The organism is Paraburkholderia terrae (assembly GCF_002902925.1).
Classification (GTDB): Bacteria; Pseudomonadota; Gammaproteobacteria; order Burkholderiales; family Burkholderiaceae; genus Paraburkholderia; species Paraburkholderia terrae.
The window spans coordinates 274,941-298,392 of the sequence record NZ_CP026112.1 but is presented as its reverse complement, the minus strand read 5'-3'; the positions used below and the strand labels follow the sequence as shown (position 1 = coordinate 298,392).

Sequence of the window (23,452 nt, the reverse complement as noted above, 5' to 3'; positions counted from 1 at the left end):
TTGGCTTTATCTTTCGCTCTTGCTGGCGGGTGATTCGCTGGCCGCCGTCGCATAGGCGATGCACTGCCGCGCAAGCACGTCGGTCGGATCGATCAGCCTCACACGAGCGCCGTTTCTCCCTGCGAACTCACTGTGTGGAAGAAGAAGCGGGAGTTCGGTGCAGCCCAGGACGATGACTTCGACACCTTCAGCAATGAGGCCTTCGACGGCTGCAGCGATGTCTTCCTGACACTGCCCCGTCGTGAACCCTGCCTTGACTCCGTCCTTGCCGTAAATCGCTTCCATCACGCGCGCCTGGAGTTCGGGTCCAGGCGCAACCTGACGAAGCCCCTGCGATTCAAGCGCTTTTTCATAGACACCGCTCGCGATCGTGCCCGAGGTCGCGAGAACGCCGATTTCGCGTTGCGCCGGATAAGACTCGCGCAGATAGCGGGCCGTTTCCGTCAGCATGTTCACGATGGGAATGCCGAGGTACGGCTGGATGCGTTCCACGAACGCGTGAGCGGTATTGCACGGAATGGCGATGATATCGGCATCGCCCTCCTCCAGCCGCTTGCACGTTGCGTACAGCGACACCGTCGGGTCTGCGCCGTCGCCGATCAGATTCTCGGTACGATCGGGAATCTGCGGGTTCTGTTCGACGAGCAGCCTGATGTGATCCTGGTCCCGTTGAGCCGGCGTGTTGCGCACGATCTTGTCGAGGAAATCGATCGTCGCAGCGGGGCCGACTCCGCCAACGACCCCGACCTTGAACACACCCGAGGGCGGATCGTATTGGCCCGACACGACGTGCTGTGCATACACGAGGTTGGAATCGACCAGCGGTACGCTCAGCAGACGGATTTCATCCGCGACGAGCGCGATCTCGGTCATGCCCGGAACGATCACATCGACGCCTTGCTCGATGAGATCCGCGCAAGCGTTGTGCAGCAGTTCAACCGGCCGGCCGCGCAGATGACCGCTCTTGATGCCTTCCGGGCCATACACCGCTTCAGTGACGCGGTCGATGCCTTCGTTCATGCGCGGGTGAACAACCTCGAACTCCGGCGACGTGAAGTAACGCTCGAACAGTCGTTTCTCCCGCGTGTAGTCCGACGCGAGGACACCTATGCGACGCGCTCCGCGAAATCGCCTGCGGACGTGATGACGCACCGCTTCAACCATATCGACGATCTGCAGCGTCGTGTTCGATTTCAGTTCATCGATGAAGGTGTGACTGAGAAAGCAGGGAAGCACGACTGTCGTCACGCCCCGCTTTTCAAAATCGCGGATCATGTTGAAGATGTAGAGCTTGCGCTCGGTCGTGGCGGCGCTTCCCACGCCCGAGCTCCTGAACGGATGCTGCTGGAAAATCAGATCGGCGTGCTCGGCATCCGTCGACGGCGGCATTGCCTTCACGAGCTTGAAGAACACGTCGGCGCTTCCCAGCGGCCCGAGGCCGCCGACGATACCGTACTTGCGTCTGTTCTCGACATTCCCGGGCGTCATTTCGCTCCGACCTCCGCCTGATCGAACAGCGACGAGTCATCAGGTTCGCTCTGCCGGCGACCCTCCCACTTTGCAATGACGGCTGTCGCTACGCTGTTGCCGATGACATTGGTCATCGTGCGTCCCATATCGAGGATCTGATCGATGGCCAGCACCATCGCCACGCCTGCAGCCGGCAGATGAAACATCGGCGCCACTGCAGCGACGACGACGACCGAACCGCGTGGCACGCTGGCCATGCCCTTGCTGCTCAGCATCAGCACCAGCAACATGAAGATCTGCTGCGAAACGGGCATGTCGACACCAAAGGCCTGCGCGATGAAGATCGCGGCAAACGCCTGATACATCATCGAACCGTCCAGATTGAAAGCATAGCCCAGCGGCAGCGTAAAACCGACGACCTTCTTGTCGACGCCGAACTTCTCCAGTTGCTCCGTCAGACGGGGATAGGCTGCCTCACTGCTGGCCGTCGAGAAGGCGATCATCGCCGGCTCGCGCACAGCCTTGAGCAAGGTACCGACGCGACGGCCGAGGAACGCGTAGCCAACGCCCGTCAGAATCAACCACAACAGCGCCAACCCCAGATAGAACGAGCCAATCAGCTTGCCGTAGGTGTAGAGCACGTCGACGCCCCGCAGCGTCACCGCCGAAGCGATGGCCCCGAACACGCCCAAGGGCGCGGCGCGCATCACATAGTTGGTCAGGCGCAGCATGACGGGCACCATCCCGTCGATGGCCTTGATGACGACCATCACGCGTTCGTCTTTCTTCAACGCACTGAGCGCAAGTCCAAGCAAGACCGAGAAGACCAGAATCTGCAGGATGTCGTTGCGCGCCATCGCATCCATCAGGCTGGTCGGAAACGCGTGCGTGATGACGTCCTTGACGTTCAATGCCGACGTATTGAGCCCGGTACTCACCTCACCGGCATTCTCGACCAGATGCAGGCCGGCGCCCGGCTGCAGCAGATTGGCGAGCACGAGACCCAGACTCAGCGACAGCAAGGATGCACAGATGAACCAGCCGACGGAGCGCAGGCCGATCCGGCCTACATCCTGCCCGCTGTCCATCCCGGCCAGCCCGGACACGAGCGTAGCGAAGACCAGCGGCGCGATGATCATCTTGATGAGCCGCAGAAAGATGTCCGTGACGATCGAGAAATAACCGGCCACGGCCTTGACCGTCGCCGGGTCGGACAAGCTCGTGTGACACACATAGCCGGCAACGACCCCGAGCACCATCCCGGCGGCAATATTCAGTGTAAGGCGATTTTTCATGTCCATCCGTCCTTGAGTGGCGCAATGCAATCGCAAGGTGATTGCAATGCGCTGGAAGAGGTCTGGAGCGACGTCGGCCACACGTCGAGCCAGAATCAGAACGGATGGTAGAGATGGTCAAAAAGACGTGAATGCAAGTGCTGCATGCGGGCATGCGAAATTCGCATAAGGCGGGAAAACCCTAGCCCGTTACGGGCGAAACGGCACGAAGATGCTGCCAGAGCGTATCCAGAAACTCATTGCGGTTGGATGCGTCGCGATAGACGCGAAGCTCGATTTCCAGATTCCACGCAGACGGCCCGGCGGGAACCAGTTCGCCCTGGTCGAGTTCGGCAGCGATGGCGCTCTTCGGAAGCCACGCGATGCCTTCGCCTTCCATCACGAGCTTCTTGAGCACTTCGGCCATGTCCGATTCATAGTGCAGCCGCAATGCCGGGGTATCGGAAGCCCGGCTGAGCAGCAGGGCAAGACAACGCCCGAAGTAGCTCGTTTCCGTGTACGAAATGTGTGGCAAGGGCTGCTTCGTCGTTCCCGGCAGGCGAAACAACGGAGCCAGACGCGGGTTCGGCCTGCTGGCAGGCATCAGCGTGTCGATACCGACTGTGACGTGCTCATACTTCACAGGATCGAGATGCAGCGGAAGTTCAGGGTGGTGGTACGCGAACATCAACTCGCAATTGCCGTTCACTAGCATCAGGATCGAGTCATGCACATTGGTGGGCACCACACGTGCGCGCACTTCTCCGAAGTGAGTCGAGAGATGCTTGAGCCACGAAGGCAGGAAACTCAGCGCGATCGTGTGCCCGGCCGCAATCTGCAGGCTCTTGCCGGCGATGCGTTGCTCGGTACGTATGATGGCGCGGGTATCGAAGAGCTTGTTCAGGACGTCATCGGCGACTTCGCGGAATAGTTGCCCTGCAGGTGTCAGGACGGGAGGGAAGCTGCTGCGGTCGATCAGTTCCGCACCAACCCATTGCTCGAGAGACTGAATGCGCCTGCTGAATCCGGATTGGGTCACGTTCCGGAATTCTGCTGCACGTGAGAAGCTCTGGTACTGAGCGAGGGCGATGAAGTCCTCGATCCACTTGATTTCCATAGCGAGTGGGTAGCCTTGTGGGACACGGGCATTCTACCTCTCGCCCGTTTGCGTTCCTGTGCGATCCAGGCCGGCCCGCTCGCTTCATAACGAAGCCTCCACATGACCGGTTGCGGATGGCGCCTGCACGTGTGAGCCACAGACGCCATCCTGCCTTGGCGCGAGATATCTGCTTCGCCAGAACATCTGGCGGCATTTTCACACCGGTCTGCCGAAGTCAGTACGTTGCAGAAAATGCCTGCTGCACTTTAGCGGGTGTCGTGATGCCGTTTGCGATCAGCAATTGCGTCAGCACACGGGCCTTTTGTGGATTGAGATCAAGAGAGGCGACAAAGCCGCTCTTGTCATCGTCAACTTCCACATTCCGGTTCACAAAACCCGTACCAACCCGGGAAGCGCGAACCACGACGATCCCCATCTTCGCGGCCCGCTCCATGGCAGCCAACGCCGCCTTCGATACGTCACCGTCGCCAACGCCAGCGATCACAATCCCTTTCGCATTGTCAGCGACGGCATGGTCGATCTGCGACGCATCCATATTGCTGTGCGCGTAGACAATCTCGACGCGGGGCAACGGTCCGGCGGCGGGCAGCGTATAAGGCGACTGACGGGAGTCCGTTAGAGGCGTGACGAACCGGATCGACGCCGGATCGACAAATCCTATTGGGCCTGCATTCGGCGACAGGAATGTCTGAACGGAGGTTGTGTTCGTTTTGGTGATCCAGCGCGGGTCGTGGATCGTATCGTTCATGACCACCATCACACCGCGCCCCTGCGACTGAGGACTCGCCGCAACCTCAACGGCTTCGAGAAGGTTATTCGGACCATCGGCGCCGACAACACCACCCGGTCGCATGGACCCGACGAGAACCACCGGCTTGCGAGAATGCAAGACGTTCTTCAGGAAGAAGGCGGTCTCTTCCATCGTATCCGTACCATGCGTTATCACGACACCATCCGCCTCGCCGCGATCAAAGATCTCATTGATGCGCTTGGCCAGTTGAAACCAGATCCCGTCGTTCATGTCTTGCGAACCGACATTCGAAACCTGTTCGGCGGTGATCGTTGCGAACTTGCCGATTCCCGGAACATCCTTGAGCAACTGCTGGCCGGTTCTCTCGCCGGAGTTGTAACCAATGGCTGAACGTGCGTCTGCCGTTCCAGATATCGTCCCACCCGTCGCAAGCACCACGATGCGTGGCAGCTTTTTGTTCTGGCCATCGACGGTGGTGGACTGATCCGCATTGGATTCAGCGGCTACCGCAAATGTCGAGCAGACGGGGAGCGCAATGCATGCCGCGATCAGCAGCGCGCTCACGGTACGGCCTGGCGCAAAAGCGAGTCGGGATAGTGTGTTCATGATCGTATGTGAATGAGTAAGAAACCGTGACGGTACTAAACCGGATTCATCGGCCTGGCTACGATCGGGCGAAGCGCGTTACGGTCGCCGACCGATGAGCTGTGCCTTCCATTGGGTGTATGCACCACTGGGTCGTGAAAACAGGGTTGCGATCCGTCCGCAGTACGCTGGGAAAGGCCTGGAGCGATGTTGGCCAAACACCGCTCCAGCGTAAGAACGGATGGTAGGGATGGCCAAAAAAAAGTTGATGCTAGTCATGCATGCAGGTATGCGGACTTCGCATAGCATCATCGCCGCCGACCACGAAGGGCCAGTGGTCTGTAAGTGGTCAATCTCTTAGGGCGCAGTCGAACAACCACCTTCGCCTGCACCTCGCTGCTCTGCCGCACGCTTCGATGCATCTCCCGCACCGTTTGCGATCACGCGCGCCCCATTGTCGATAGCGCCGCCCATCTCCTCTCCCACCGGCTTTCTGTCCGCCCAGCACCGTTCCGGCAAATCCGGTAAGCCGGGCCGCATATTCCTGCCAACTATGGTCGCCCCGAAGACAGCCGCGATAATTCGGCCTGGAAGTCGCTAAGAATCGTGCGTTCCCAACCTGCGCACCGCCGCAAGGCAAGCGCCAAGGACGACCGCGATGCGACTCAAGAAAATCCCTACGACAGTAGTGACCGGCTTTCTCGGCGCCGGTAAGACGACACTCGTCAATCACATCCTCGACGCGACGCGACCGATGCAGATCGGCATCGTCGTGAACGAGTTCGGCGAAGTGGGCATCGACGGCCAGTTGATTGTCGCCGACGAAGAAGCCGTCGTCGAAATCAACAACGGTTGCGTGTGCTGCACGGTTCGCACGGATCTCGTCGCGAGCGTGCGCGATCTGCTCGCGCGTTTCGGTGACCGGCTGGAGCGGCTGATCGTCGAGACCTCGGGCCTTGCCGATCCTGCGCCCGTATTGCAGACCTTTCTCGCCGATCCCGACGTGCGCGAGCGCGTCGAACTCGAATCGGTGGTCGCCGTCATCGACGCGCTGCATGCCGATGCGCAACTCGACGACGACATCGCGAGAGAACAGGTCGTGTTCGCCGACCGGATCATCGTCAACAAGACCGACATCGCCTCGCCGCAAGCAGTCGATGCGCTGGTCGAACGCATCCGTCAGCTCAATCCGACCGCGCAGGTCGACTTCGCGAATCACTCGGCCGTCGCCGTCGATTCACTTCTCGGCGTGCGCAGCTTTTCGCTCGACAACCTGCTCGCCGTCGAACCCGATCTGCTCGACGAAGCCGGCCATGACCACGAGCACGACGACACGATCGCATCGTGTGCGTTCGTCGTGCCAGGCGCGCTCGACGCAACGCGCTTCAACCGTTGGATCAATCAGCTCGTGCAGACGGACGGCCAGCAACTGCTGCGCATGAAAGGCGTGCTCAACCTGCACGACGAAGCGCGGCGGCTGCATTTCCACAGCGTTCACATGCTGCTCGACGCGAAGTTCGGCAAGGCGTGGTCGCGCGATGAACACCGCGAGAACCGCTTCGTGATGATCGGCAGAAATATCGACGCCGAGCGGATGCGCGACGGTCTTTTGAGTTGCATGCACTAACCCTTTCACTCAACTTCCTTGAAGGAGCACGCAAATGAAAAAGCCTGAGGCGTACACATTGAGCATCGGCGTTCTTGCTGTCGCCGACACATGGCTCACGGGAACCCTGCTTCCCGTTCCCGTCTGGGTGACGTTCATCGCCTGGGCATCGTTCTTCGTGCTGGGCGGCGGACGCGCAGGCTTCGTCAAGAGCGTCGCGTCGAATCTGACGGGGCTCGTGATCGCCTCGCTGACGTTGCTGTGCATTGCGACGACGAGCGGCAGCGCATTCGCGGTCGCCGTGCTGGTCGGCATCGGCAGCGCGGCGATGGTGCAGGCGTCGAAGCTCAAGCTGCTCGACGTGTTGCCCGCGATCGTGTGGGGCTTCGCATCGACAGTCGGCACCACCGTCGCCACCGGCAAGGTGATCACGACGGCAGGCATCGGCAACCCCGCGCTCGTCGCCGCTGCCGCGCTCGTGACGGGCGCGGCGTTCGGCTTCGTGTCGGAAGTCGTGGGCGAAGCGCTCGCATTCAGGCGCGAGCATCGGCTTGGCTAAGTCTCTCTTCACCACTCTGCGGAGCGAACCGTGAAATTACAGCATCACCTTGGCGGCATCGAAAACCTCGGCCCCGTCAGCACCGAGACGCGTGTTTTCGTCGAGCCGTGGGAAAAGCGCATCTTCGGCATTCATACCGTGATGATGGCCGAGAGCGCGCATCTGGCGAACGCGCTGCATCCTTACCCGATCGATCAACTGCCGACCACGTTCAAGAACGACTGGACCTGGGCATCGCTGCGCACGGGCGCCGAAGACATGCAGCCATTCGATTACTTCAAGTACCGCTATTACGAGAAGTGGCTAGGCGGCATTTCGCAGTTCTTCGTCGATCAGGGTTACATCACGGCGGAGGAACTCGCGGAGAAGACGGCGCACTATCGGGCGAGCCCGGATGCCACCTTGCCTGACAAGCCGGACACGCCTCTCGCCGCGCAAGTCGATGCGTATCTGCAAAACGGCGATTCGGGATATCACGCACTTGAACGCGCAGCACGCTTTGCAAAAGGCGACACAGTGCGTATCGCCGACCCCGACGCCGTCGATCACACGCGTCTGCCCGGCTATCTGCGCAACAAGACGGGCACCGTCGATCTCGTCTATCCGGGCGCGTTTTCGTACTTCGTATCGACAGGTGTTGACGGCATCGGCGAGCCGATGCCCGTCTACCGGATTGCATTCGATACCGCCGACATCTGGGGCGAAGGCAAGAGCGAAGCCAACACGACTCTCTACGCCGACCTGTACGAAGCCTACGTGCAGCCGGCCAACTAAACCGACAGCGAGACCAGCATGACCCCAATGTTCGAATATCCCGAAGACCGCGAAGCGTCGAGTGCCGCCAAGGTCCGCGCACTCGAAGCGCTGCTGATCGAGAAAGGCGTGATCGGCAGCGATTCCGTCGATGCCGTGCTCGCGCACTTCGAGACGATGGCCGGTCCGTTCAACGGCGCGAAGATCGTCGCGCACGCGTGGGTTGATCCAGAGTACAAGCAGCGCCTGATCGACGACACGCCCAAAGCGATTGCCGAGCTTTCGCTGCCGCTCGGCATGGCGGGCGCGGAAGGCGAGCACATGGCCGCCGTCGCCAACGACGCCAACGTACACAACCTGATCATCTGCACGTTGTGCTCGTGTTATCCGTGGCCCGTGCTCGGCCTGCCGCCGTACTGGTACAAGGACCCGGTGTTTCGCGCGCGCGGCGTGCGCGAGCCGCGCGCGGTGCTGCAGGAATTCGGCGTGACCGTGCCCGCGGCGAAGGAAGTGAAGGTGTGGGACAGCAGCGCGCAAATCCGCTGGTTCGTCGTGCCGGAGCGTCCCGCGAACACGGAGCATCTGAACGAGGAAGAACTCGCCGCACTCGTCACACCGGAATCGATGATGGGTGTCGCGCTCGTCGCTGCGCCCACGGCTTGAGGACATCGCCATGTTCACGCGCTTCGAGGAATACGCCGCGGCATCGATGCTCGGCACACCGGACTCGCCGCCGCGTCTGGACGGCAAGCTGTTTTTCACCAACCGCTGGGAGCGCGACGTGTTCGGTCTCGCGCTGTCGCTGTCGAAGGCGGGCTGCTTCGAATGGGAAGACTTTCGACAGAGCCTGATTGCGTCGATCGCGAAGTGGGAAACGATCGACTGCGAGAACCAGCCGCGCTGGGACTACTACGAACGCTTTCTCGAAGCGCTGTTGAACGTGGTCGAAGCGAGCGGCGTTCTGTCGCGCGACGAACTCCAGCGGGTCATCACGGCGCGGCGCGTGGCGGTTCAATCGTAAGCCAGACATCCTGATCATTCACTCACACTCAAGAGGTTTTTCATGAACGATGCTGTTCTCCAACCAGTAGACGCGCTCGCGCCCATTCCGCTTCGCGAGTTGATGCCGTGGATCGTCTTCGGCGGCCTGCTGATGTTGCTGGTGCTGTACTTCGTCGGCGCAGAGGAAGGCGCGACGTCGATCGTGCCGGGTATGTATGTGCACGAGTTCGTCCATGACGGGCGTCATCTGCTCGGTTTCCCCTGCCACTGACAAGGAGACGATCATGGTCGGCAAGCTGTTGATGCGCGGCATGCTCGCGGGTGTCGTCGCGGGGTTGATCGCGTTTGGATTCGCGCGCGTGGCGGGCGAGCCGCAGGTCGATCGCGCGATCGCCTTCGAGGAACACGCGCACGCGATGGAAGGCGACGCGCACGAACCCGAACTGGTGAGCCGCGACACGCAAGCCGGCCCCGGTTTGTTGACGGGTGTCGTCGCATACGGCGCGGCGTTTGGCGGGCTCTTCGCGCTGACCTTTGCGTGGGCGTGGGGACGCGTCGGCAAGCTCGGCGCACGGCCGCTTGCCGCGTGGCTCGCGCTTGGTGCGTTCGTCGCGCTAGTCGTCGTGCCGAATCTCAAGTATCCCGCTAACCCGCCGTCCGTCGGCGATCCGGATACGATCGGCTATCGCACGGGCTTGTTTTTCCTGACGATCGCGATCTCGGTCGCGATCATGGTGCTGTCGCTCAACGTGCGCAGCGTCGCCGCGCGTCGCTTCGGCGCATGGAACGGCGCGCTGGCGGGGCTGCTCGCGTTCGTCGTGATGCTGGCCGTGGTGCTCGCGGCATTGCCTGCCATCGACGAAGTCCCGGCCGCTTTCCCTGCCACGCTGCTATGGAAGTTCCGCATCGCCGCGATCGGCATGCAGGCCGTGATCTGGACGACGCTCGGCGCGCTGTTCGGCGTGCTGGCGGAGCGCATCGGATTCGCCGACTCGCGCATGCGCGGCGATGCGCGCGGCGCCAGCGCTGCGACGCAAGCTTTTTGACCGCCCGGACGCGTCAGGCATTGCCGTATAGACTAACCGTTCGAGGCGCCCACCCACGCGGGCGCCCGTCTTCCAGCGTATCCGGACACTCGCGATGAAACGCATCAAGGTCGGCATGCTTGTCTTCCCCGGTTTCCAGTTGCTCGATATCGCCGGGCCGAGGGACGCGTTCGCCGAAGTGAAGATACTGAGCAAGGGCGAGTGCGAATACGAAATGCTGACGGTCGGCACGACGCGCGGGGCCGTGCAATCGTCGAGCGGCTTGAGCACGATGCCCGACCGCACGATCTTCGACGTGTGCCCCGAGTTCGACACGATCATCGTGCCCGGCGGCCTCGGCATCTTCGACGCGTTCGACGACCCGGCGCTGAGCGGCTGGCTCAGGACGCAACACAGGCAATGCCGCCGCGTATCGGCGATCTGCAACGGGCTGTTTGCGCTCGGCGCGGCAGGCCTGCTCGACAACAAGGTAGTGACGACGCACTGGATGGACGTGCCGCGCCTCGCCGCAACGTTTCCGAAGGCGAAGATCGAACCGGATCACATCTTCGTGCAGGACGGCAACATCTACACGACGGCGGGCGTCACGGCAGGGATCGACCTGTCGCTCGCCATGATCGAAGACGACTTCGGCCGCCAGATGGCGCTCGATGTCGCGAAGTATCTGATCGTCTATCTGCGGCGCGCGGGCGGGCAGTCGCAATTCAGCCCGCTGCTGGAGACGCAGGCGTCGCCGGGTTCGCAGATGGTCGCGCTGCAGCAGTTCATGCTCGACAACCTGCATGTCGACCATACGGTGGCGTCGCTCGCCGAACGCGTACACATGAGCGCGCGCAACCTGTCGCGCCTCTTCGCAAAGGAATGCGGCATCACGCCGATGACGTTTCTCGCCAACGCGCGCATCGATGCGGCGAGGCGCTTTCTCGAAGCCACCGATCTGTCGCTGCGTGACATCGCGCAGCGCTGCGGCTTCGAAGACACCGACGGATTTCGCAGGACCTTCCATCGCCGGCTGCAGATCAACCCGGCCGACTATCGCGACCGCTTCAGATCGAAGAAGCCGCTCGCAGAGAAGAAGAAACAGGCCGCGCCGCGCGCGGAGTCTCGCGTGTCTGCCACGGTTTCGAATAGCGCAATGCGTGACCCGCGCTAATACTGTTTGCAACTCACTACAAGCTTGCGCGTCGGATAGCTGCCGTAGTCGGTGCGGTTTCTGCTTTCCTGGCGATCCACCACATCATAGCCGCCCGGACATGTTTTCCTTGCCGCCTTGTCGCAGATCTTCCAGCTATAGAGCAGGCCGTCGCACGCAATCACCGCGCCGTCGCGGCCGTTCGTGAGCGTCGGCTTGACAGTCGCGCTGCATGCGGTCAGAAGGACCATCAGGAGAATCGCGCTGCGCCGCATCAGATTCCCTCGGTGTGAGTGGATCGTCCGATTATAGAAGCGGATGCGCGCAGGTAACGGGAGCAACCGCACGCTCCCGTAGAAGTCACTACTGCGGAATCTTCCCGCCGAGTTCGTCGTCGATGAAAGCGCGGACGATATCCTTGAACGACGCGTCGCCGTGCAGCCCAAGCTGCGTCGCGCGCGACACATCCCATCGCGCAGGCCAGCTGCCGACGATCTTCTCGACACGCTCATCCGCCTTCCATTCGATGCGCGCCGCGACGGCATCGCCTGCCACCTCGCGCAGCGCGGCGACCATTTCGTCGACCGTCACCGACACGCCCGGCAGGTTCACGGTGCGGCGATTGCCCAGCGCCGCGCTGTCGATCTCGCTTCCTGCGATAAGACACTCGATCGCCTTGCGCGGCGACAGCAGCCACAAGCGCGTCGACCCGCTCACCGGGCACACGGCCGGTTCGCCGGTGAGCGGCTCGCGAATGATGCCGCTCGCAAACGACGACGCCGCCGCATTCGGCTTGCCCGGCCGCACGCTGATGGTCGGCAGGCGCAACACACGGCCATCGACGAAACCGCGCCGTGCATAGTCGTTGAGCAGCAGTTCGGCGCCCGCCTTCTGCGCGCCATACGACGACTGCGGATTGAGCGCGGTTTCATCGAGCACGACATCGGGCAAGTCGCCACCGTAGACGGCGACCGAACTCGTGAACAGCACGCGCGGCCGATGCCCGCGCGCGCGGCACACGTCGAGCAGCAGCCGCGACGCGTCCAGATTGATGCGCATGCCAAGTTCGAAATCGGCTTCCGCCTGGCCGCTGACGATCGCCGCAAGATGGAAGATCGCCGCCGTCTTGTCGTCGATCAGACGTTCGAGCACGCTGCGCTCGGCAATATCGCCGACTTCGACGCGCACCCGTTCGTCTTTCGGACCCTGCGCCGCGACGACGTCGAGCAACACCAGTTCGGTGATCGGCTGACGCTGTCCGTCTGCGCCCTTCAGTTCACCGCGCGCGAGAAGCTCGCGTGCAAGACGCTGGCCGAGAAATCCCGCGCCGCCCGTGATCAGTACTTTCATGTTTCTGTTAATCCTCAGTGTGTCTGTCGAACGCGCTCAGGTACCACCTTAGCTGCGTGCCTTCACGTACGGCCTGATCCATCCAAGTCCATCGGACGTGCCCGCGCGCGGCCGGTATTCGCAACCGATCCAGCCGTCGTAACCCAGTTCGTCGATCAATGAAAACAGATACGGATAGTTCACTTCGCCGATATCCGGCTCGTGCCGCTCGGGCACGCCCGCAACCTGGATATGGCCGATGCCCTTGATGTCGCGCTTGAGCTTCACCGCGAGATCGCCCTCGACGATCTGGCAGTGGTAAAGATCGAACTGCACTTTCAGGTTCGCCGCGCCGACTTCCGCGCAGATCGCCTGCGCATCGTCCTGGCGGTTCAGAAAGAAGCCGGGGATATCGCGCGTGTTGATCGGCTCGATGACGACGGTGATGCCGTCAGCCTGCGCGGTCTTCGCCGCATACGCGAGGTTGTTCAGATACACCTCGCGATGCGCCGCGCGCGATTGCTCCGGCTTGATCAAGCCCGCCATCACGTGCAGTTTGTCATTGCCGAGCACGCGCACGTACTCGAGCGCCGTATCGACGCTGCGGCGAAACTCGTCCTCGCGGCCCGGCAACGACGCGATGCCGCGCTCGCCCGCCGCCCAGTCGCCGGGCGGCGCGTTGAAGAGCGCCTGGGTGAGACCGTTTTCGGTCAGACGCGCCTTCAGATCGGCGGCCGGAAAGTCATACGGGAACAGAAACTCCACGGCCTCGAAACCATCGCGCGCCGCAGCGGCGAAGCGATCGAGAAACGCGTGTTCGTTGTACATCATCGTCAGGTTGGCGGCGAAGCGAGGCATCGAAGCAACTCCTTTTAAAGCGCGTTCAGCGGTTCACGAGCCGCGCGGGCGTCAGCCAGGTGGCTAGCGCGCCGATCACGAGCATCGTGGCGAGCACGTACATGCCGGACTGCGTGCTGTGCGTGAGGTCCTTAAGATAGCCGATCATGTACGGGCTCGCGAAGCCCGCCAGATTGCCGATCGAATTGATGATCGCAATGCCCGCCGCCGCCGTCGCGCCCGACATGAACGCCGTCGGCAGCGACCAGAAGAGCGGCGCACAGGTCAGCACGCCCGCTGCCGCGATCGAGAGGGACGCGATCGATACGACCGTGTTGTCAGCAAACGAAGCCGCAACCGTAAAGCCGACCGCACCCGCAAGCGCCGGACCGATCAGATGCCAGCGGCGCTCGCGACGCTTGTCCGCGCTGTGGCCCATCACGTTCATCACGACGATCGCGACCAGAAACGGAATCGCGCTCAACAGGCCGATCTGGAACGCGCCCGTTACGCCCGTCGACTTGACGAGCGTCGGCATCCAGAACGTCAACCCATATTGACCCGTGACGAACGCGAAGTAAATCAGCGACATCCACCACGTGCGCGGATCGCGAAACACGGCGCCGACCGAATGCGACTTCGTTTTTTCTTGCGGCTGCGCGGCGATTTCATCGGCGAGCAGTTTTTTCTCGCGCGGCGTCAGCCATTTCGCGCTGGCGATGCCGTTGTCGAGATACAGAATCGTCGCGATGCCGATTGCGATGGCGGGCACCGCTTCAATCACGAACATCCATTGCCAGCCCGCGAAGCCATGATGCGAATCGAAGCTTTGCATGATCCAGCCCGACAGCGGATTGCCGAAAATGCCCGACACGGGAATCGCCGACATGAACACCGCGATGATCTTCGCGCGACGATGCGACGGGAACCAGTAGGTCAAATACAGGATCACGCCGGGATAGAAACCGGCTTCGGCAAGACCGAGCAGAAAGCGCAGCGCGTAGAACTGCGCCGGTGTCTTCACGAATACGAAGAGCGCGGACATCACGCCCCAGGTGATCATGATGCGCGCAATCCAGATCCGCGCGCCCAGCTTGTGCATCAGGATGTTGCTAGGCAATTCGAACAGGAAGTAGCCGACGAAGAACACACCCGCGCCCAAGCCGAACACGGTTTCGCTGAACGCTAGGTCCTGCGACATCTGCAGCTTCGCAAAGCCGACGTTGACGCGGTCCAGATACGCGACCACGTAGCACAGCATCAGGAACGGCACGATGCGCCAGAACACCTTGCCGTAGGTGCGTTCGACTTCAGCCGCGCCGGGTTGCCCGGCTGCGTCGGCAGTTGATGCGGGGCGTGCGGATGCCGCCTGATAGCTTGTCATGCACTGTCTCCTTCGAATGGCGCCGGTTATTAGCCCGCCCGCTTCATGGCGGTCGGTCCTCCGGCTTTTTGCCTGGTTGGTCATGCGGATGGCCCGCGGCGTGCGCGGACCGTTGAGCTTCTATGCTTCCGGGCGTATCACCAGCGCGCGCCGAATACCGTGCGCAATTCTTCAAGCGCTGTTTCGTCGAGCGGCGCGGGACGCGGGTTCGTCATCAGCCACAGGCGCGCCGTCTCTTCCAGCTCTTCGAGCACGTACGAAGCCTGCGATACCGACCGCTCCCACACGACAGGCCCGAGCCGTTCGAGCAACACGCCGCGCACACTTTCAGCGAGCGCCGCGATCTGCTGCGCGACTTGCGGATCGCCGGGACGCCGGTAGCGGATCAGCGGAATGTGGCCGACCTTCATCACGTAGTACGGCGTGATGGGCGGCAACACGTCGGCGTCGCTCCAGACACCCGCGAGCGTCAGCGCGACGAGATGCGTCGAATGCGTGTGTACGATGCCGCGCGCCTCGCGGTTGCGCTCGTAGACGCCGCGATGCAGTGCGAGCGTTTTCGACGGCTTGCCGCCTGAAACGGCGTTGCCTTCAAGATCAACCTTCGCGATCTGCGCAGGGTCGAGACGGCCGAGACACACGTCTGTCGGCGTGATCAGCCAGCCGTCGTCGAGGCGCGCGCTGATGTTGCCCGCGCTGCCGACGGTGTAGCCGCGCTCATACAGGCTCGCGCCCGTCACGCAGATTTCTTCGCGGACTTTTGCTTCGCTGCCTGTGTGGATGGCGAGCGTCATTGCGCGCCTCCGTCGAGTTGACGCAGCGCCTTCGCGAAGAAATCGACGGCGCCGAAGTTGCCCGACTTGAGCGCAAGAGCGAGCGGCTCAGCGCCGATGGTCGCGGTCGCGGGCACGCCGGGATCGATCTGCTTGCCGATGCGCAGCATTTCGACGTCGAGCGCCTGCACCACGGCGCCCGATGTCTCGCCGCCCGCGACGACGAACTTGCGCACGCCGAGATCGTGCAGCCCGCGCGCGATTGCAGCCAGCGTGCGTTCGACCAGTTCTCCGGCTTGCGCGACGCCGAGTTCGCGCTGCGTGGCCTTCACTTCATCCGGCGACGCCGTTGCGTAGATCAGCACGGGTTGAGGCTGCGCCGCGTTCAAATGCTCGCGCGCGAAGGCGAGCGCCTGATCGACGACGGGCTCGCCGCGCGCGGCCGCCAACGGATCGATGCGGAACGCTGGGCGCGTTTCGCGCCACGCGGCAACCTGCGCATTGGTCGCTTTCGATGCGCTGCCCGCCAGCACCGCCGACGCGCCTTCGACGCGTGGCAGTTCACCGGCATCGGCGGCATCGTCGAGCAGACCGGCGCGGCGGAAATTGCCCGGCAAGCCGAGCGCGACGCCCGAGCCGCCCGTGATCAGGGGCAGGTCCGCGCAGGCTTCGCCGAGCGTGTAGAGATCGGCGTCCGACACTGCATCGGCGATCGCCATACGCACGCCGTCGTGGCGCAGCGCATCGATCGATGCGCGCACGGCTTGCGCGCCTTGCGCCACGGCGTCATAGCGCACGAGGCCGACTTTCGAGCGCGTTTGCCGCTGCAGCACGCGCACGAGGTTCGCGTCCGTCATCGGTGTGAGCGGGTGATGTTCCATGCCCGATTCGTTGAGCAGCGCGTCGCCGACGAACAGGTGCCCGCGATAGATCGTGCGGCCATTCTCGGGAAACGCCGGGCACGCGATCGTGAACGGCGTGCCGCCGTCGATCGCCGACAGCGCATCAAGCAGCGCATCGGCGACGGGGCCGATGTTGCCTTTATCGGTCGAATCGAAGGTCGAGCAGTACTTGAAGAAGAACTGGCGGCAGCCTTGCGCGCTCAACCAGTCCAGCGCGTCGAGCGATTGCGTGACGGCATCCGCGGCGTCGATGGTGCGCGACTTCAGCGCGACGACCAGCGCGTCCGCTTCGATGCGGGTATCGGCAGCGGGCACGCCGATGGTCTGGACGGTGCGCATGCCGCCGCGCACCAGCATGTTCGCGAGATCGGTTGCGCCCGTGAAGTCGTCGGCGATGCAACCGAGCAGGGGCTTGCGGGTAGAGGTGGTCATCTCGTTCGGCTCCGCTTAGCGCTTCGGCGGCACGTCGATGCCGGGGAAAATCTTGATGACGGCAGAATCGTCTTCGCCGCCATGCCCTGCCGTCGACGCCATCATGAACATCTGATGCGCCGCCGCCGACAACGGCAGCGGAAACTTCGAGCGGCGCGCGGTATCGAGCACGAGGCCGAGGTCCTTGACGAAGATATCGACGGCCGACAGCGGCGTGTAGTCGCCGTTGAGAATGTGCGGCACGCGGTTCTCGAACATCCACGAGTTGCCGGCGCTGTGCGTGATCACGTCGTAGAGCGCGTCGGCGTCCACGCCTTCGCGCAGGCCGAGCGCCATCGCCTCGGCGGCGGCGGCGATGTGTACGCCCGCGAGCAGCTGGTTGATGATCTTCACTTTCGAACCCGCGCCATGCTGATCGCCGAGGCGGTAGACCTTGCCCGCCATCGCTGCGAGCACGTCGTCACATGCGGCGTAGGCGGCGGCGGGGCCGGACGTCATCATCGTCATTTCACCCGATGCCGCGCGCGCGGCGCCGCCCGACACGGGTGCGTCGAGCATCTGCAAACCGGCCGCTTCGATGCGGCGGCCGAGGTCGATGGCGAAGTCGGGCGCCACGGTTGCGCAGCCGATCACGACGCCGCCGGGTTTCATCGCCCGAATGGCGCCCTGCTCGCCGAATAGCACGGTTTCGGTTTGCGCCGCGTTGACGACGAACGTGACGACGACGTCGCATTGCGCGCCGAGTTCAGCGGGACTTGCGCAAGCCTTGCCGCCATCGGCGACGAACTGGTCGAGCACATCGCGGCGCACGTCGCACGCATGCACGTTGAAGCCGCCGCGCAGCAGCGAGCGCGCGACGCCCATTCCCATCGCGCCAAGACCGATCACTCCGACATTTCTGGACATACCATTCCTCTACGAACAATGCTTGGGACGACGGCTCGCGCGTGTCGCGAGCAGACGTGTGTGGATCAGCAGATACCGGCCTCGGCCAGGCGGCGAGCGGCGTTGTACATGTGCGTTTGCGCGGCGTTGCGGGCGGCCAATGGATCGCCTGCGCGGATCGCGGCGACAATTGCCGCGTGCTCGTCGCGCACCTGACGCGAGAAGTCCTCGCGCAGCGCTTCGTTGCGGCGCGTGATGACGGTGCCTGCTTCGAGGTACTGGTTGAGGAACGTGAGGGTCTTCAGGAAATACGGGTTGCCCGTCACGGCAGCGATCGTGCGATGAAACGCGACGTCTTCAGCGACACCGTCGCGGCCCTCGGAGACGGCTTCGTCGATTTTTTTGAGTACGGCGTCGATTGCCAGCATGTCGGCGTCCGTGCGGCGCATGGCGGCTTCTGCTGCGACTTCGGCTTCTATTGCGCGGCGCACTGCGAGGATGTGCAGCACTGAGCCGCCTTCCATGGCTTCTGCGTAGTCGATTCGCAGTGGACGGATCGCGCCGTGGGCTGACACATAGACGCCGCTGCCCTGGCGGGGCTCGACCACGCCTTCGTTCTTCAGGCGCGAGATCGCTTCTCGGATGACTGTGCGGCTTACGCCGAATTCTTGCGATAGCACGGCTTCTGTGGGCAGCTTGCCGCCGCGGGCGAAGGTGCCTTTGTCGATTTGCGCCAGCAGCTGTTGAGCGACTGTGTCGCTTAGCGCCCGGCTCGGGATTTTTTCGAACATATCAGTGGCTTTGCCATGTCATAGGGTCATCATACAAATTTGCCTGCGGCGGGTGGTATGGGGAAAAACCCTCGGGGTTTGGGTTGGGCCTTCGGGGCGCGGGCGATGCCGATTGGTGTTTTTTGGCCTTTGCGCTGGCATTCGCGGTTGAGGCTTCGGGGTGCGGGTGGTTTGGTTTGGTTTGCTTGGGTTTTCGCTGGCATCCGCGTTTTGTTAGCTTGCTTCACGCGTCGCCCCTGTGCGGGGCGGCACCTACTTTTCTTTGCCGCCGCAAAGAAAAGTAGGCAAAAGAAAGCGGCTCACACCGCCAACTCTTGTTCCTGCCTGAGGGCCCCCAAAGGGTCTTACGCTTCAGACGGCAACCTTTCTGTTCGCGTTCGTCGCCAACGCTTCGAATAAGCGCCTCACCCACTTCAAACACCTGCACAACGGCTAGCGGCAGCGAATGGTATATGCCGCCCTGGTGGCAAACTGTGTGTAGGTTGTCGCGGCGTATAGCCTGGCGCTCTTACAGGGTGGAACGCCTGCGCTATCGGTTCGGAGTGAGGCGTGTGCGGCGCTACGGCCTACACACAGTTTGCCACCTGGGCGGCGGAGGAATATCTGGCATGACGTGCCGCAACGCGGGTGCGTGAAGCGGGTGAGGCGCACCGCAAGAGCGTTGGCAACGAACATGGGTCACGTGATTGCCGTGTGAAGCGTAAGACCCTTTGGGGGCCCTCAGGCAAACACTAGAACTGGCGGTGTTAGCCGCTTTCTTTTGCCTACTTTTCTTTGCGGCGGCAAAGAAAAGTAGGTGCCGCCCCGCACAGGGGCGACGCCTGAAGCACGCTAACAAATCGCGGATGCCAGCGCAAAGACAAAAATCCAAAAGCGACGCCAGTTACAGGCAAACCCAAAAGCAAACCCAAACAGCGTCGCCGACAACAACCAAACCTCACCTCTCCATCATCTCCCGAGCCCAAACCACAGCAGCACGAGCCGCCGCAACGCCAGTTACCTTAACCCTCTCAGCAAGCTCAAAAACCCGCGGCGCGATCATTGCAACCTCATCCAGCACCGCCTGCTTATCGGCGGAGCCGAGATACTCCCGCACACAGCTAATAATCCCACCTGCATTGACGAGAAAATCCGGCGCATAAAAAATCCCACGCTGATGCAGCACATCGCCCTCAGCCAGCGACATCAGCTGATTATTAGCGCCACCAGCAATAACCTTAAACTGACAACCAGCCGCTACAGCCTCGGTAATCGACCCACCCAGCGCGCAAGGCGCAAACACATCAGCGTTGACGGATGCAATCCGCGCCGCATCAGCGATCTGCGCGCCAAACATCTGCTGCGCGCGCCCGGTCTTGCCTGCATCGATATCCGACACGATCAGTTCCGCGCCCGCGCGATGCAGCCGTTCGCACAAATCCCAGCCGACCGAACCCAAACCCTGCACGGCAACCGAAATGCCTTCCAAAGTGTCACGCCCAAGCGCAACCTGCACCGCCGCCTTCAGGCCCACGAACACACCATACGCGGTACGCGGCGATGGATTCCCGCCATACACGTCGTTGTCGCGCGGAATGCCGCTCACATACGGCGTCTCGCTCTGCACCGCGCGCATGTCGTCGGCCGTCGTGCCGACGTCTTCAGCCGTCAGATAAACGCCGCCGAGCGATTGCACGAGCCTGCCGAACGCCTTGAACAGCGCCACGCGATCCATCTGCTCCGGACGCTTCAGGATCACCGCCTTGCCGCCGCCGAACGGCAGTCCCGCGAGCGCGTTCTTGAACGCCATGCCCTGTGACAGACGCAGCGCGTCGTGATACGCCTCGTAGTCCGAGGCGTACTGCCAGTAGCGGCAACCACCAAACGCAGGGCCGCGCGCAGTGCTGTACACCGCGATCACGGCTTGCAGGCCGGATTCGGCATCGCTGGCCACGACAATGCGTTCGTGGGCCGGTTCGCCGTGAAGCCCGAAAAGCGTTCCGGCAAAGTTCGTCGTCAGTCGGTCCATCAGTGTTCCTTCCTTGTGGGCAGGCAGTTGAGTCCGCGCGAAGCGATCGCCTCGCGCCGGCTGGCCGCTCGTCGTCCGGGTCGCGGACACAGGCAGCAAAGTTCTCGGGACCCGCGCAAGGCAAGGTCATCCGTCGCAAAAGTGTATGCGGTCAAATTGGGAATTTTGTGCTGTTGATCAGGCACAGAACGGGATCGTGGCAGAATAATCGACTATCAGAACGTCATTACAGAAGACGAATCGTCTTGACCCGGAGACTGCATGAAACTGGACGCCACTGATCAGCGCATCCTGCGCGAACTGCGCACCGACGGACGCCTTTCAAACGCGAAGCTCGCCGAACGTGTCGGCCTGTCGGCGACGCCTTGCTGGAACCGCGTGCGCGCACTCGAAGAGGCGGGTGTGATCGAAGGCTATGCGGCGCTGCTCAACCAGAAAGCGCTAGGCTTGCCGGATACCGTCATCATCGAAGTGAAGCTCGCGAAGCACGATGAGCGCACGCTGGACCGCTTCGGCGAGGCGCTCGCCGATCTGCCGGAAGTGGTCGAGGCGTTTCTCGTGTCGGGGGAATACGACTATCTGATCAAGGTCGCCGTGGCGGGCACGGAAGGCTACGAGTCGTTTCTGCGGCGCAAGCTGTATCGCCTGCCCGGCTTTCAGGACAGCCGCTCTTTGTTCGCACTGCGCTGCCTGAAGCGCTCGGTGTCCGTCGAGCCTTGAGCGCCGCAGCCATCACACCGCAAACGACTGCTCTTCGAACGGCATTGGCATGCCGAAGTAGAAACCCTGCATGACCGTGCAGCCAAGCCCACGCAGCACGCTCGCCTGCGCCTCCGTCTGCACGCCTTCGGCCACGCATGTCAGTTCAAGCGAGCGGCACAGATCCACGATGCTGCGCACGATGTCCTGCGCCGCCGGATCGGCGTCGATGCGGTCGAGAAAGCCGCGGTCGATCTTGATCTTGTCCAGCGGCAGCCGGTGAATGCAGGTAAGGCTCGAATAGCCCGTACCGAAATCGTCGAGCGAAATGTGAACGCCTAGCTGCTTGAACGCATCGAGCGACGCAAACGCCTGCTCGAAATCCTGAATGACGGCCGTCTCCGTCACTTCGAAGGTGAGGCGATCAGGCGCGACGCCACTCTCGCGAACGATGCCCGTAATGTTCGCAACCGCGTCCACCGAGCCGATATCGCGCGCCGACAGATTGAAGGCGACGCGCACGGCCGGATCGCACTCGCGCATCGTCGCGAGCACCTTGCGCAATAGCGCCGCCGTCACGGTATGAATGAAATCGCTGCGCTCGGCGACCTTGATGAACAACGCCGGCGGCACGTCGCCGAGCGTCGGGCTGGCCCATCGCGCCAGCGCCTCGTACGACACTACATGCTCGCGCACCGTGTCGACGATAGGCTGGAAATGCAGCGTCATTTCGCGCTCGAGATCCGCATGCCGCAGCGCCTGTTCAACTTGCCCAAGCTCGCGAATCTGCTTTTCGTGCTCCGCCGAGAAGATCGTCGTGCCGCCGCGGCGATGCTCCTTCGCGAAGTACAACGCGTAATCCGCGCGCTCGAACAGTTGCGCGGGCGAGCGGCCCGCATCGGGATAGATCGCAAAGCCGAGCGATCCCGACAGCCGCGCAGTCGCGCCAGGCCACGCGTAAGGCGCGCGCAGCGTTTCGCAGATCGCCGCGCCGATGTCGCGCAAGTCCTGCGGCTCGCGCACGTCCGTCACCAGCAGGCCGAACTCGTCGCCGCCGAGCCGTGCAAGCTGGATATGCGGCCCCGAAACGTCGAGCAGCCGCCGGCCGACTTCTTCGAGCACGCGGTCGCCTGCGCCGTGGCCATATAGATCGTTGACCTGCTTGAAGCCGTCGAGATCGATTACGCCGACGGCGAACCGCGCCTGCCCTGCCTGCGCCGTTTCAAAGAGCGCGTCGAGATCGGCCAGAAAGCGCCGGCGGTTCGGCAACCCTGTGAGGATGTCGAGATTGGCGAGGCGCGAATTTTCGTCGCTCAGCCGTTGCAGTTCGGCCTGCTTCGCCTGCAATGCATGCTTCGATCCAACGAGGTTCGCAAAGTCGCGATAGTAGGTGACCAGAACGAAGATCATCGCGACGGCAACGAGCAGCATGTTGATCGCAATCGCGACCAGCACCGCGTTATGCGTCAGCGAAAAGAACAGCGAGAACGGCACGATCACGATGGCCGTCAGCAACAACGCGGCCTTGCGCATGTGCATCAGACAGAAGATGCAGCCGATCACCGTAATCGACATGTAGAACGCCACGTGCGCCCGTGCGTACGGGTCGCCATACGGGAAAAGCAGCAATCCCCAGCCCGTGAAGATGACGCCCAGCAGTGCAATCAGCCAGATCGTCGTCTTGAGCCGCGACGCGACCTGTTCGTCCGTCAGCGACGCGAGGAAATTTCGTCGCCTCACCCACACGACCAGCCGGATCGCGCAGGCCGTACACATCGCGAGCGGCACCCAGATGGCGAGCCACGCCGGCGCAACGGCAACATGCGTCGCGGCCACGGCGACGCTGTTCACCACGAGGATCACATACAGCAGCGGCAATTGCCGTGAGAACGCGTCGAACTGCGAGCGTGACAGCGCGGCCTTCACGGCAGGAACAGTACGAAACGAGGCGAGGTCCTGCGGGCGAATCATGGCTCGGCAGCGTGAATGGGTCGACAAGTCCGGGGCGCCGCCTGTTGGTACGTCCAGGCTGCGAGAGGCGATGGCGTCTGTCGCGTACCTGCATGTTTACGGCAGTTTCGCGGCGAACCTGATGATACGAGACCGACTATGTT

General features: G+C 62.6%; 23 protein-coding genes. 9 read left to right on the top strand and 14 right to left on the bottom strand.

From position 1 onward, the window contains the following. Positions 1–6: 6 nt before the first annotated feature. From cuyB to C2L65_RS17465, 4 genes are all read right to left on the bottom strand, one after another. The gene (gene cuyB / locus C2L65_RS17480) at positions 7–1,488 is read right to left on the bottom strand and encodes a cysteate racemase (protein WP_042315056.1); all 1,482 of its coding nucleotides are present in this window, start codon (positions 1,486–1,488) and stop codon (positions 7–9) included. Beyond that, a complete protein-coding gene (locus C2L65_RS17475; protein WP_042315074.1) occupies positions 1,485–2,765 on the bottom strand; it encodes a dicarboxylate/amino acid:cation symporter in 1,281 nt (426 codons plus the stop codon). The genes cuyB and C2L65_RS17475 overlap by 4 nt, the downstream gene beginning before the upstream one ends. A 181-nt stretch (positions 2,766–2,946) precedes the next feature. After that, on the bottom strand, positions 2,947–3,861 hold the full coding sequence (locus C2L65_RS17470) for a LysR substrate-binding domain-containing protein (protein WP_042315055.1): 915 nt from the start codon (positions 3,859–3,861) through the stop codon (positions 2,947–2,949). A 217-nt stretch (positions 3,862–4,078) separates the two neighbouring features. Continuing rightward, the gene (locus C2L65_RS17465; RefSeq protein ID WP_042315054.1) at positions 4,079–5,179 is read right to left on the bottom strand and encodes an asparaginase; all 1,101 of its coding nucleotides are present in this window, start codon (positions 5,177–5,179) and stop codon (positions 4,079–4,081) included. 679 nt (positions 5,180–5,858) lie between these two features. On the opposite strand from C2L65_RS17465, the gene C2L65_RS17460 reads away from it, so the two are divergent. The 8 genes from C2L65_RS17460 (at position 5,859) to C2L65_RS17425 (ending at position 11,319) form a co-directional block, all read left to right on the top strand. Beyond that, positions 5,859–6,827 (top strand): CobW family GTP-binding protein, encoded by a 969-nt coding sequence (locus tag C2L65_RS17460; RefSeq protein ID WP_042315053.1) that lies wholly within the window; start codon positions 5,859–5,861, stop codon positions 6,825–6,827. A 34-nt stretch (positions 6,828–6,861) separates the two neighbouring features. Continuing rightward, positions 6,862–7,365, top strand: a complete 504-nt coding sequence (locus C2L65_RS17455) for a DUF1097 domain-containing protein (RefSeq protein WP_042315052.1) — start codon at positions 6,862–6,864, stop codon at positions 7,363–7,365. Between the two features lie 30 nt (positions 7,366–7,395). Beyond that, positions 7,396–8,139, top strand: a complete 744-nt coding sequence (nthB, locus tag C2L65_RS17450; RefSeq protein WP_042315051.1) for a nitrile hydratase subunit beta — start codon at positions 7,396–7,398, stop codon at positions 8,137–8,139. 18 nt (positions 8,140–8,157) lie between these two features. Beyond that, a complete protein-coding gene (nthA, locus tag C2L65_RS17445; RefSeq protein WP_042315050.1) occupies positions 8,158–8,781 on the top strand; it encodes a nitrile hydratase subunit alpha in 624 nt (207 codons plus the stop codon). A 10-nt stretch (positions 8,782–8,791) separates the two neighbouring features. Beyond that, positions 8,792–9,139, top strand: a complete 348-nt coding sequence (locus tag C2L65_RS17440) for a nitrile hydratase accessory protein (RefSeq protein WP_007739950.1) — start codon at positions 8,792–8,794, stop codon at positions 9,137–9,139. Between the two features lie 42 nt (positions 9,140–9,181). Then, on the top strand, positions 9,182–9,391 hold the full coding sequence (locus C2L65_RS17435) for a CbtB domain-containing protein (RefSeq protein ID WP_042315049.1): 210 nt from the start codon (positions 9,182–9,184) through the stop codon (positions 9,389–9,391). 13 nt (positions 9,392–9,404) lie between these two features. Next, positions 9,405–10,166, top strand: coding sequence for a CbtA family protein (locus C2L65_RS17430; protein ID WP_042315048.1), 762 nt, complete (start codon positions 9,405–9,407; stop codon positions 10,164–10,166). A gap of 94 nt (positions 10,167–10,260) precedes the next feature. Continuing rightward, a complete protein-coding gene (locus C2L65_RS17425; RefSeq protein WP_042315047.1) occupies positions 10,261–11,319 on the top strand; it encodes a GlxA family transcriptional regulator in 1,059 nt (352 codons plus the stop codon). Here the strand turns inward: C2L65_RS17425 and C2L65_RS17420 are convergent. From C2L65_RS17420 to C2L65_RS17380, 9 genes are all read right to left on the bottom strand, one after another. Beyond that, complete coding sequence (locus C2L65_RS17420) at positions 11,316–11,549, bottom strand: hypothetical protein (RefSeq protein WP_233446571.1); 234 nt, start codon at positions 11,547–11,549, stop codon at positions 11,316–11,318. The two genes, C2L65_RS17425 and C2L65_RS17420, sit on opposite strands and share 4 nt — an antisense overlap. A 112-nt stretch (positions 11,550–11,661) precedes the next feature. Continuing rightward, positions 11,662–12,648 carry a D-erythronate dehydrogenase gene (gene denD / locus C2L65_RS17415; protein WP_042315045.1) on the bottom strand — a complete coding sequence of 329 codons (987 nt, stop codon included), beginning with the start codon at positions 12,646–12,648 and terminating at the stop codon, positions 11,662–11,664. A 48-nt stretch (positions 12,649–12,696) separates the two neighbouring features. Further along, positions 12,697–13,485, bottom strand: a complete 789-nt coding sequence (otnI, locus tag C2L65_RS17410) for a 2-oxo-tetronate isomerase (RefSeq protein WP_042315044.1) — start codon at positions 13,483–13,485, stop codon at positions 12,697–12,699. 25 nt (positions 13,486–13,510) lie between these two features. Continuing rightward, positions 13,511–14,848, bottom strand: coding sequence for an MFS transporter (locus C2L65_RS17405; RefSeq protein ID WP_042315043.1), 1,338 nt, complete (start codon positions 14,846–14,848; stop codon positions 13,511–13,513). 137 nt (positions 14,849–14,985) lie between these two features. Further along, the gene (gene otnC, locus C2L65_RS17400; protein WP_042315042.1) at positions 14,986–15,642 is read right to left on the bottom strand and encodes a 3-oxo-tetronate 4-phosphate decarboxylase; all 657 of its coding nucleotides are present in this window, start codon (positions 15,640–15,642) and stop codon (positions 14,986–14,988) included. Further along, the gene (otnK, locus tag C2L65_RS17395; RefSeq protein ID WP_042315041.1) at positions 15,639–16,955 is read right to left on the bottom strand and encodes a 3-oxo-tetronate kinase; all 1,317 of its coding nucleotides are present in this window, start codon (positions 16,953–16,955) and stop codon (positions 15,639–15,641) included. The genes otnC and otnK overlap by 4 nt, the downstream gene beginning before the upstream one ends. Positions 16,956–16,970: 15 nt before the next feature. Then, positions 16,971–17,861, bottom strand: a complete 891-nt coding sequence (gene ltnD, locus C2L65_RS17390; protein ID WP_042315040.1) for an L-threonate dehydrogenase — start codon at positions 17,859–17,861, stop codon at positions 16,971–16,973. A gap of 65 nt (positions 17,862–17,926) precedes the next feature. Next, positions 17,927–18,631, bottom strand: coding sequence for a FadR/GntR family transcriptional regulator (locus C2L65_RS17385; RefSeq protein WP_042315039.1), 705 nt, complete (start codon positions 18,629–18,631; stop codon positions 17,927–17,929). A gap of 937 nt (positions 18,632–19,568) precedes the next feature. Then, entirely contained in the window at positions 19,569–20,639 is a 1,071-nt protein-coding gene (locus C2L65_RS17380) for a Leu/Phe/Val dehydrogenase (RefSeq protein WP_042317251.1), read from the bottom strand. A 261-nt stretch (positions 20,640–20,900) separates the two neighbouring features. On the opposite strand from C2L65_RS17380, the gene C2L65_RS17375 reads away from it, so the two are divergent. Beyond that, on the top strand, positions 20,901–21,359 hold the full coding sequence (locus C2L65_RS17375; RefSeq protein WP_042317244.1) for an Lrp/AsnC family transcriptional regulator: 459 nt from the start codon (positions 20,901–20,903) through the stop codon (positions 21,357–21,359). A 12-nt stretch (positions 21,360–21,371) separates the two neighbouring features. Here C2L65_RS17375 and C2L65_RS17370 read toward each other — a convergent pair whose 3' ends face one another. Continuing rightward, entirely contained in the window at positions 21,372–23,309 is a 1,938-nt protein-coding gene (locus C2L65_RS17370) for a putative bifunctional diguanylate cyclase/phosphodiesterase (RefSeq protein ID WP_042317247.1), read from the bottom strand. Positions 23,310–23,452: the final 143 nt, after the last annotated feature.

Coding starts and splice junctions, on each gene's coding strand:
- C2L65_RS17385 (WP_042315039.1), bottom strand. CDS start 18,631: ATGTTCGAAAAAATCCCGAGCCGGGCGCTAAGCGACACAGTCGCTCAA.
- C2L65_RS17405 (WP_042315043.1), bottom strand. CDS start 14,848: ATGACAAGCTATCAGGCGGCATCCGCACGCCCCGCATCAACTGCCGAC.
- C2L65_RS17430 (WP_042315048.1), top strand. CDS start 9,405: ATGGTCGGCAAGCTGTTGATGCGCGGCATGCTCGCGGGTGTCGTCGCG.
- otnC (WP_042315042.1), bottom strand. CDS start 15,642: ATGACGCTCGCCATCCACACAGGCAGCGAAGCAAAAGTCCGCGAAGAA.
- C2L65_RS17470 (WP_042315055.1), bottom strand. CDS start 3,861: ATGGAAATCAAGTGGATCGAGGACTTCATCGCCCTCGCTCAGTACCAG.
- cuyB (WP_042315056.1), bottom strand. CDS start 1,488: ATGACGCCCGGGAATGTCGAGAACAGACGCAAGTACGGTATCGTCGGC.
- C2L65_RS17460 (WP_042315053.1), top strand. CDS start 5,859: ATGCGACTCAAGAAAATCCCTACGACAGTAGTGACCGGCTTTCTCGGC.
- C2L65_RS17370 (WP_042317247.1), bottom strand. CDS start 23,309: ATGATTCGCCCGCAGGACCTCGCCTCGTTTCGTACTGTTCCTGCCGTG.
- C2L65_RS17435 (WP_042315049.1), top strand. CDS start 9,182: ATGAACGATGCTGTTCTCCAACCAGTAGACGCGCTCGCGCCCATTCCG.
- C2L65_RS17375 (WP_042317244.1), top strand. CDS start 20,901: ATGAAACTGGACGCCACTGATCAGCGCATCCTGCGCGAACTGCGCACC.
- otnK (WP_042315041.1), bottom strand. CDS start 16,955: ATGACCACCTCTACCCGCAAGCCCCTGCTCGGTTGCATCGCCGACGAC.
- C2L65_RS17380 (WP_042317251.1), bottom strand. CDS start 20,639: ATGGACCGACTGACGACGAACTTTGCCGGAACGCTTTTCGGGCTTCAC.
- C2L65_RS17420 (WP_233446571.1), bottom strand. CDS start 11,549: ATGGTCCTTCTGACCGCATGCAGCGCGACTGTCAAGCCGACGCTCACG.
- ltnD (WP_042315040.1), bottom strand. CDS start 17,861: ATGTCCAGAAATGTCGGAGTGATCGGTCTTGGCGCGATGGGAATGGGC.
- nthA (WP_042315050.1), top strand. CDS start 8,158: ATGACCCCAATGTTCGAATATCCCGAAGACCGCGAAGCGTCGAGTGCC.
- C2L65_RS17440 (WP_007739950.1), top strand. CDS start 8,792: ATGTTCACGCGCTTCGAGGAATACGCCGCGGCATCGATGCTCGGCACA.
- denD (WP_042315045.1), bottom strand. CDS start 12,648: ATGAAAGTACTGATCACGGGCGGCGCGGGATTTCTCGGCCAGCGTCTT.
- C2L65_RS17425 (WP_042315047.1), top strand. CDS start 10,261: ATGAAACGCATCAAGGTCGGCATGCTTGTCTTCCCCGGTTTCCAGTTG.
- C2L65_RS17475 (WP_042315074.1), bottom strand. CDS start 2,765: ATGAAAAATCGCCTTACACTGAATATTGCCGCCGGGATGGTGCTCGGG.
- otnI (WP_042315044.1), bottom strand. CDS start 13,485: ATGCCTCGCTTCGCCGCCAACCTGACGATGATGTACAACGAACACGCG.
- C2L65_RS17455 (WP_042315052.1), top strand. CDS start 6,862: ATGAAAAAGCCTGAGGCGTACACATTGAGCATCGGCGTTCTTGCTGTC.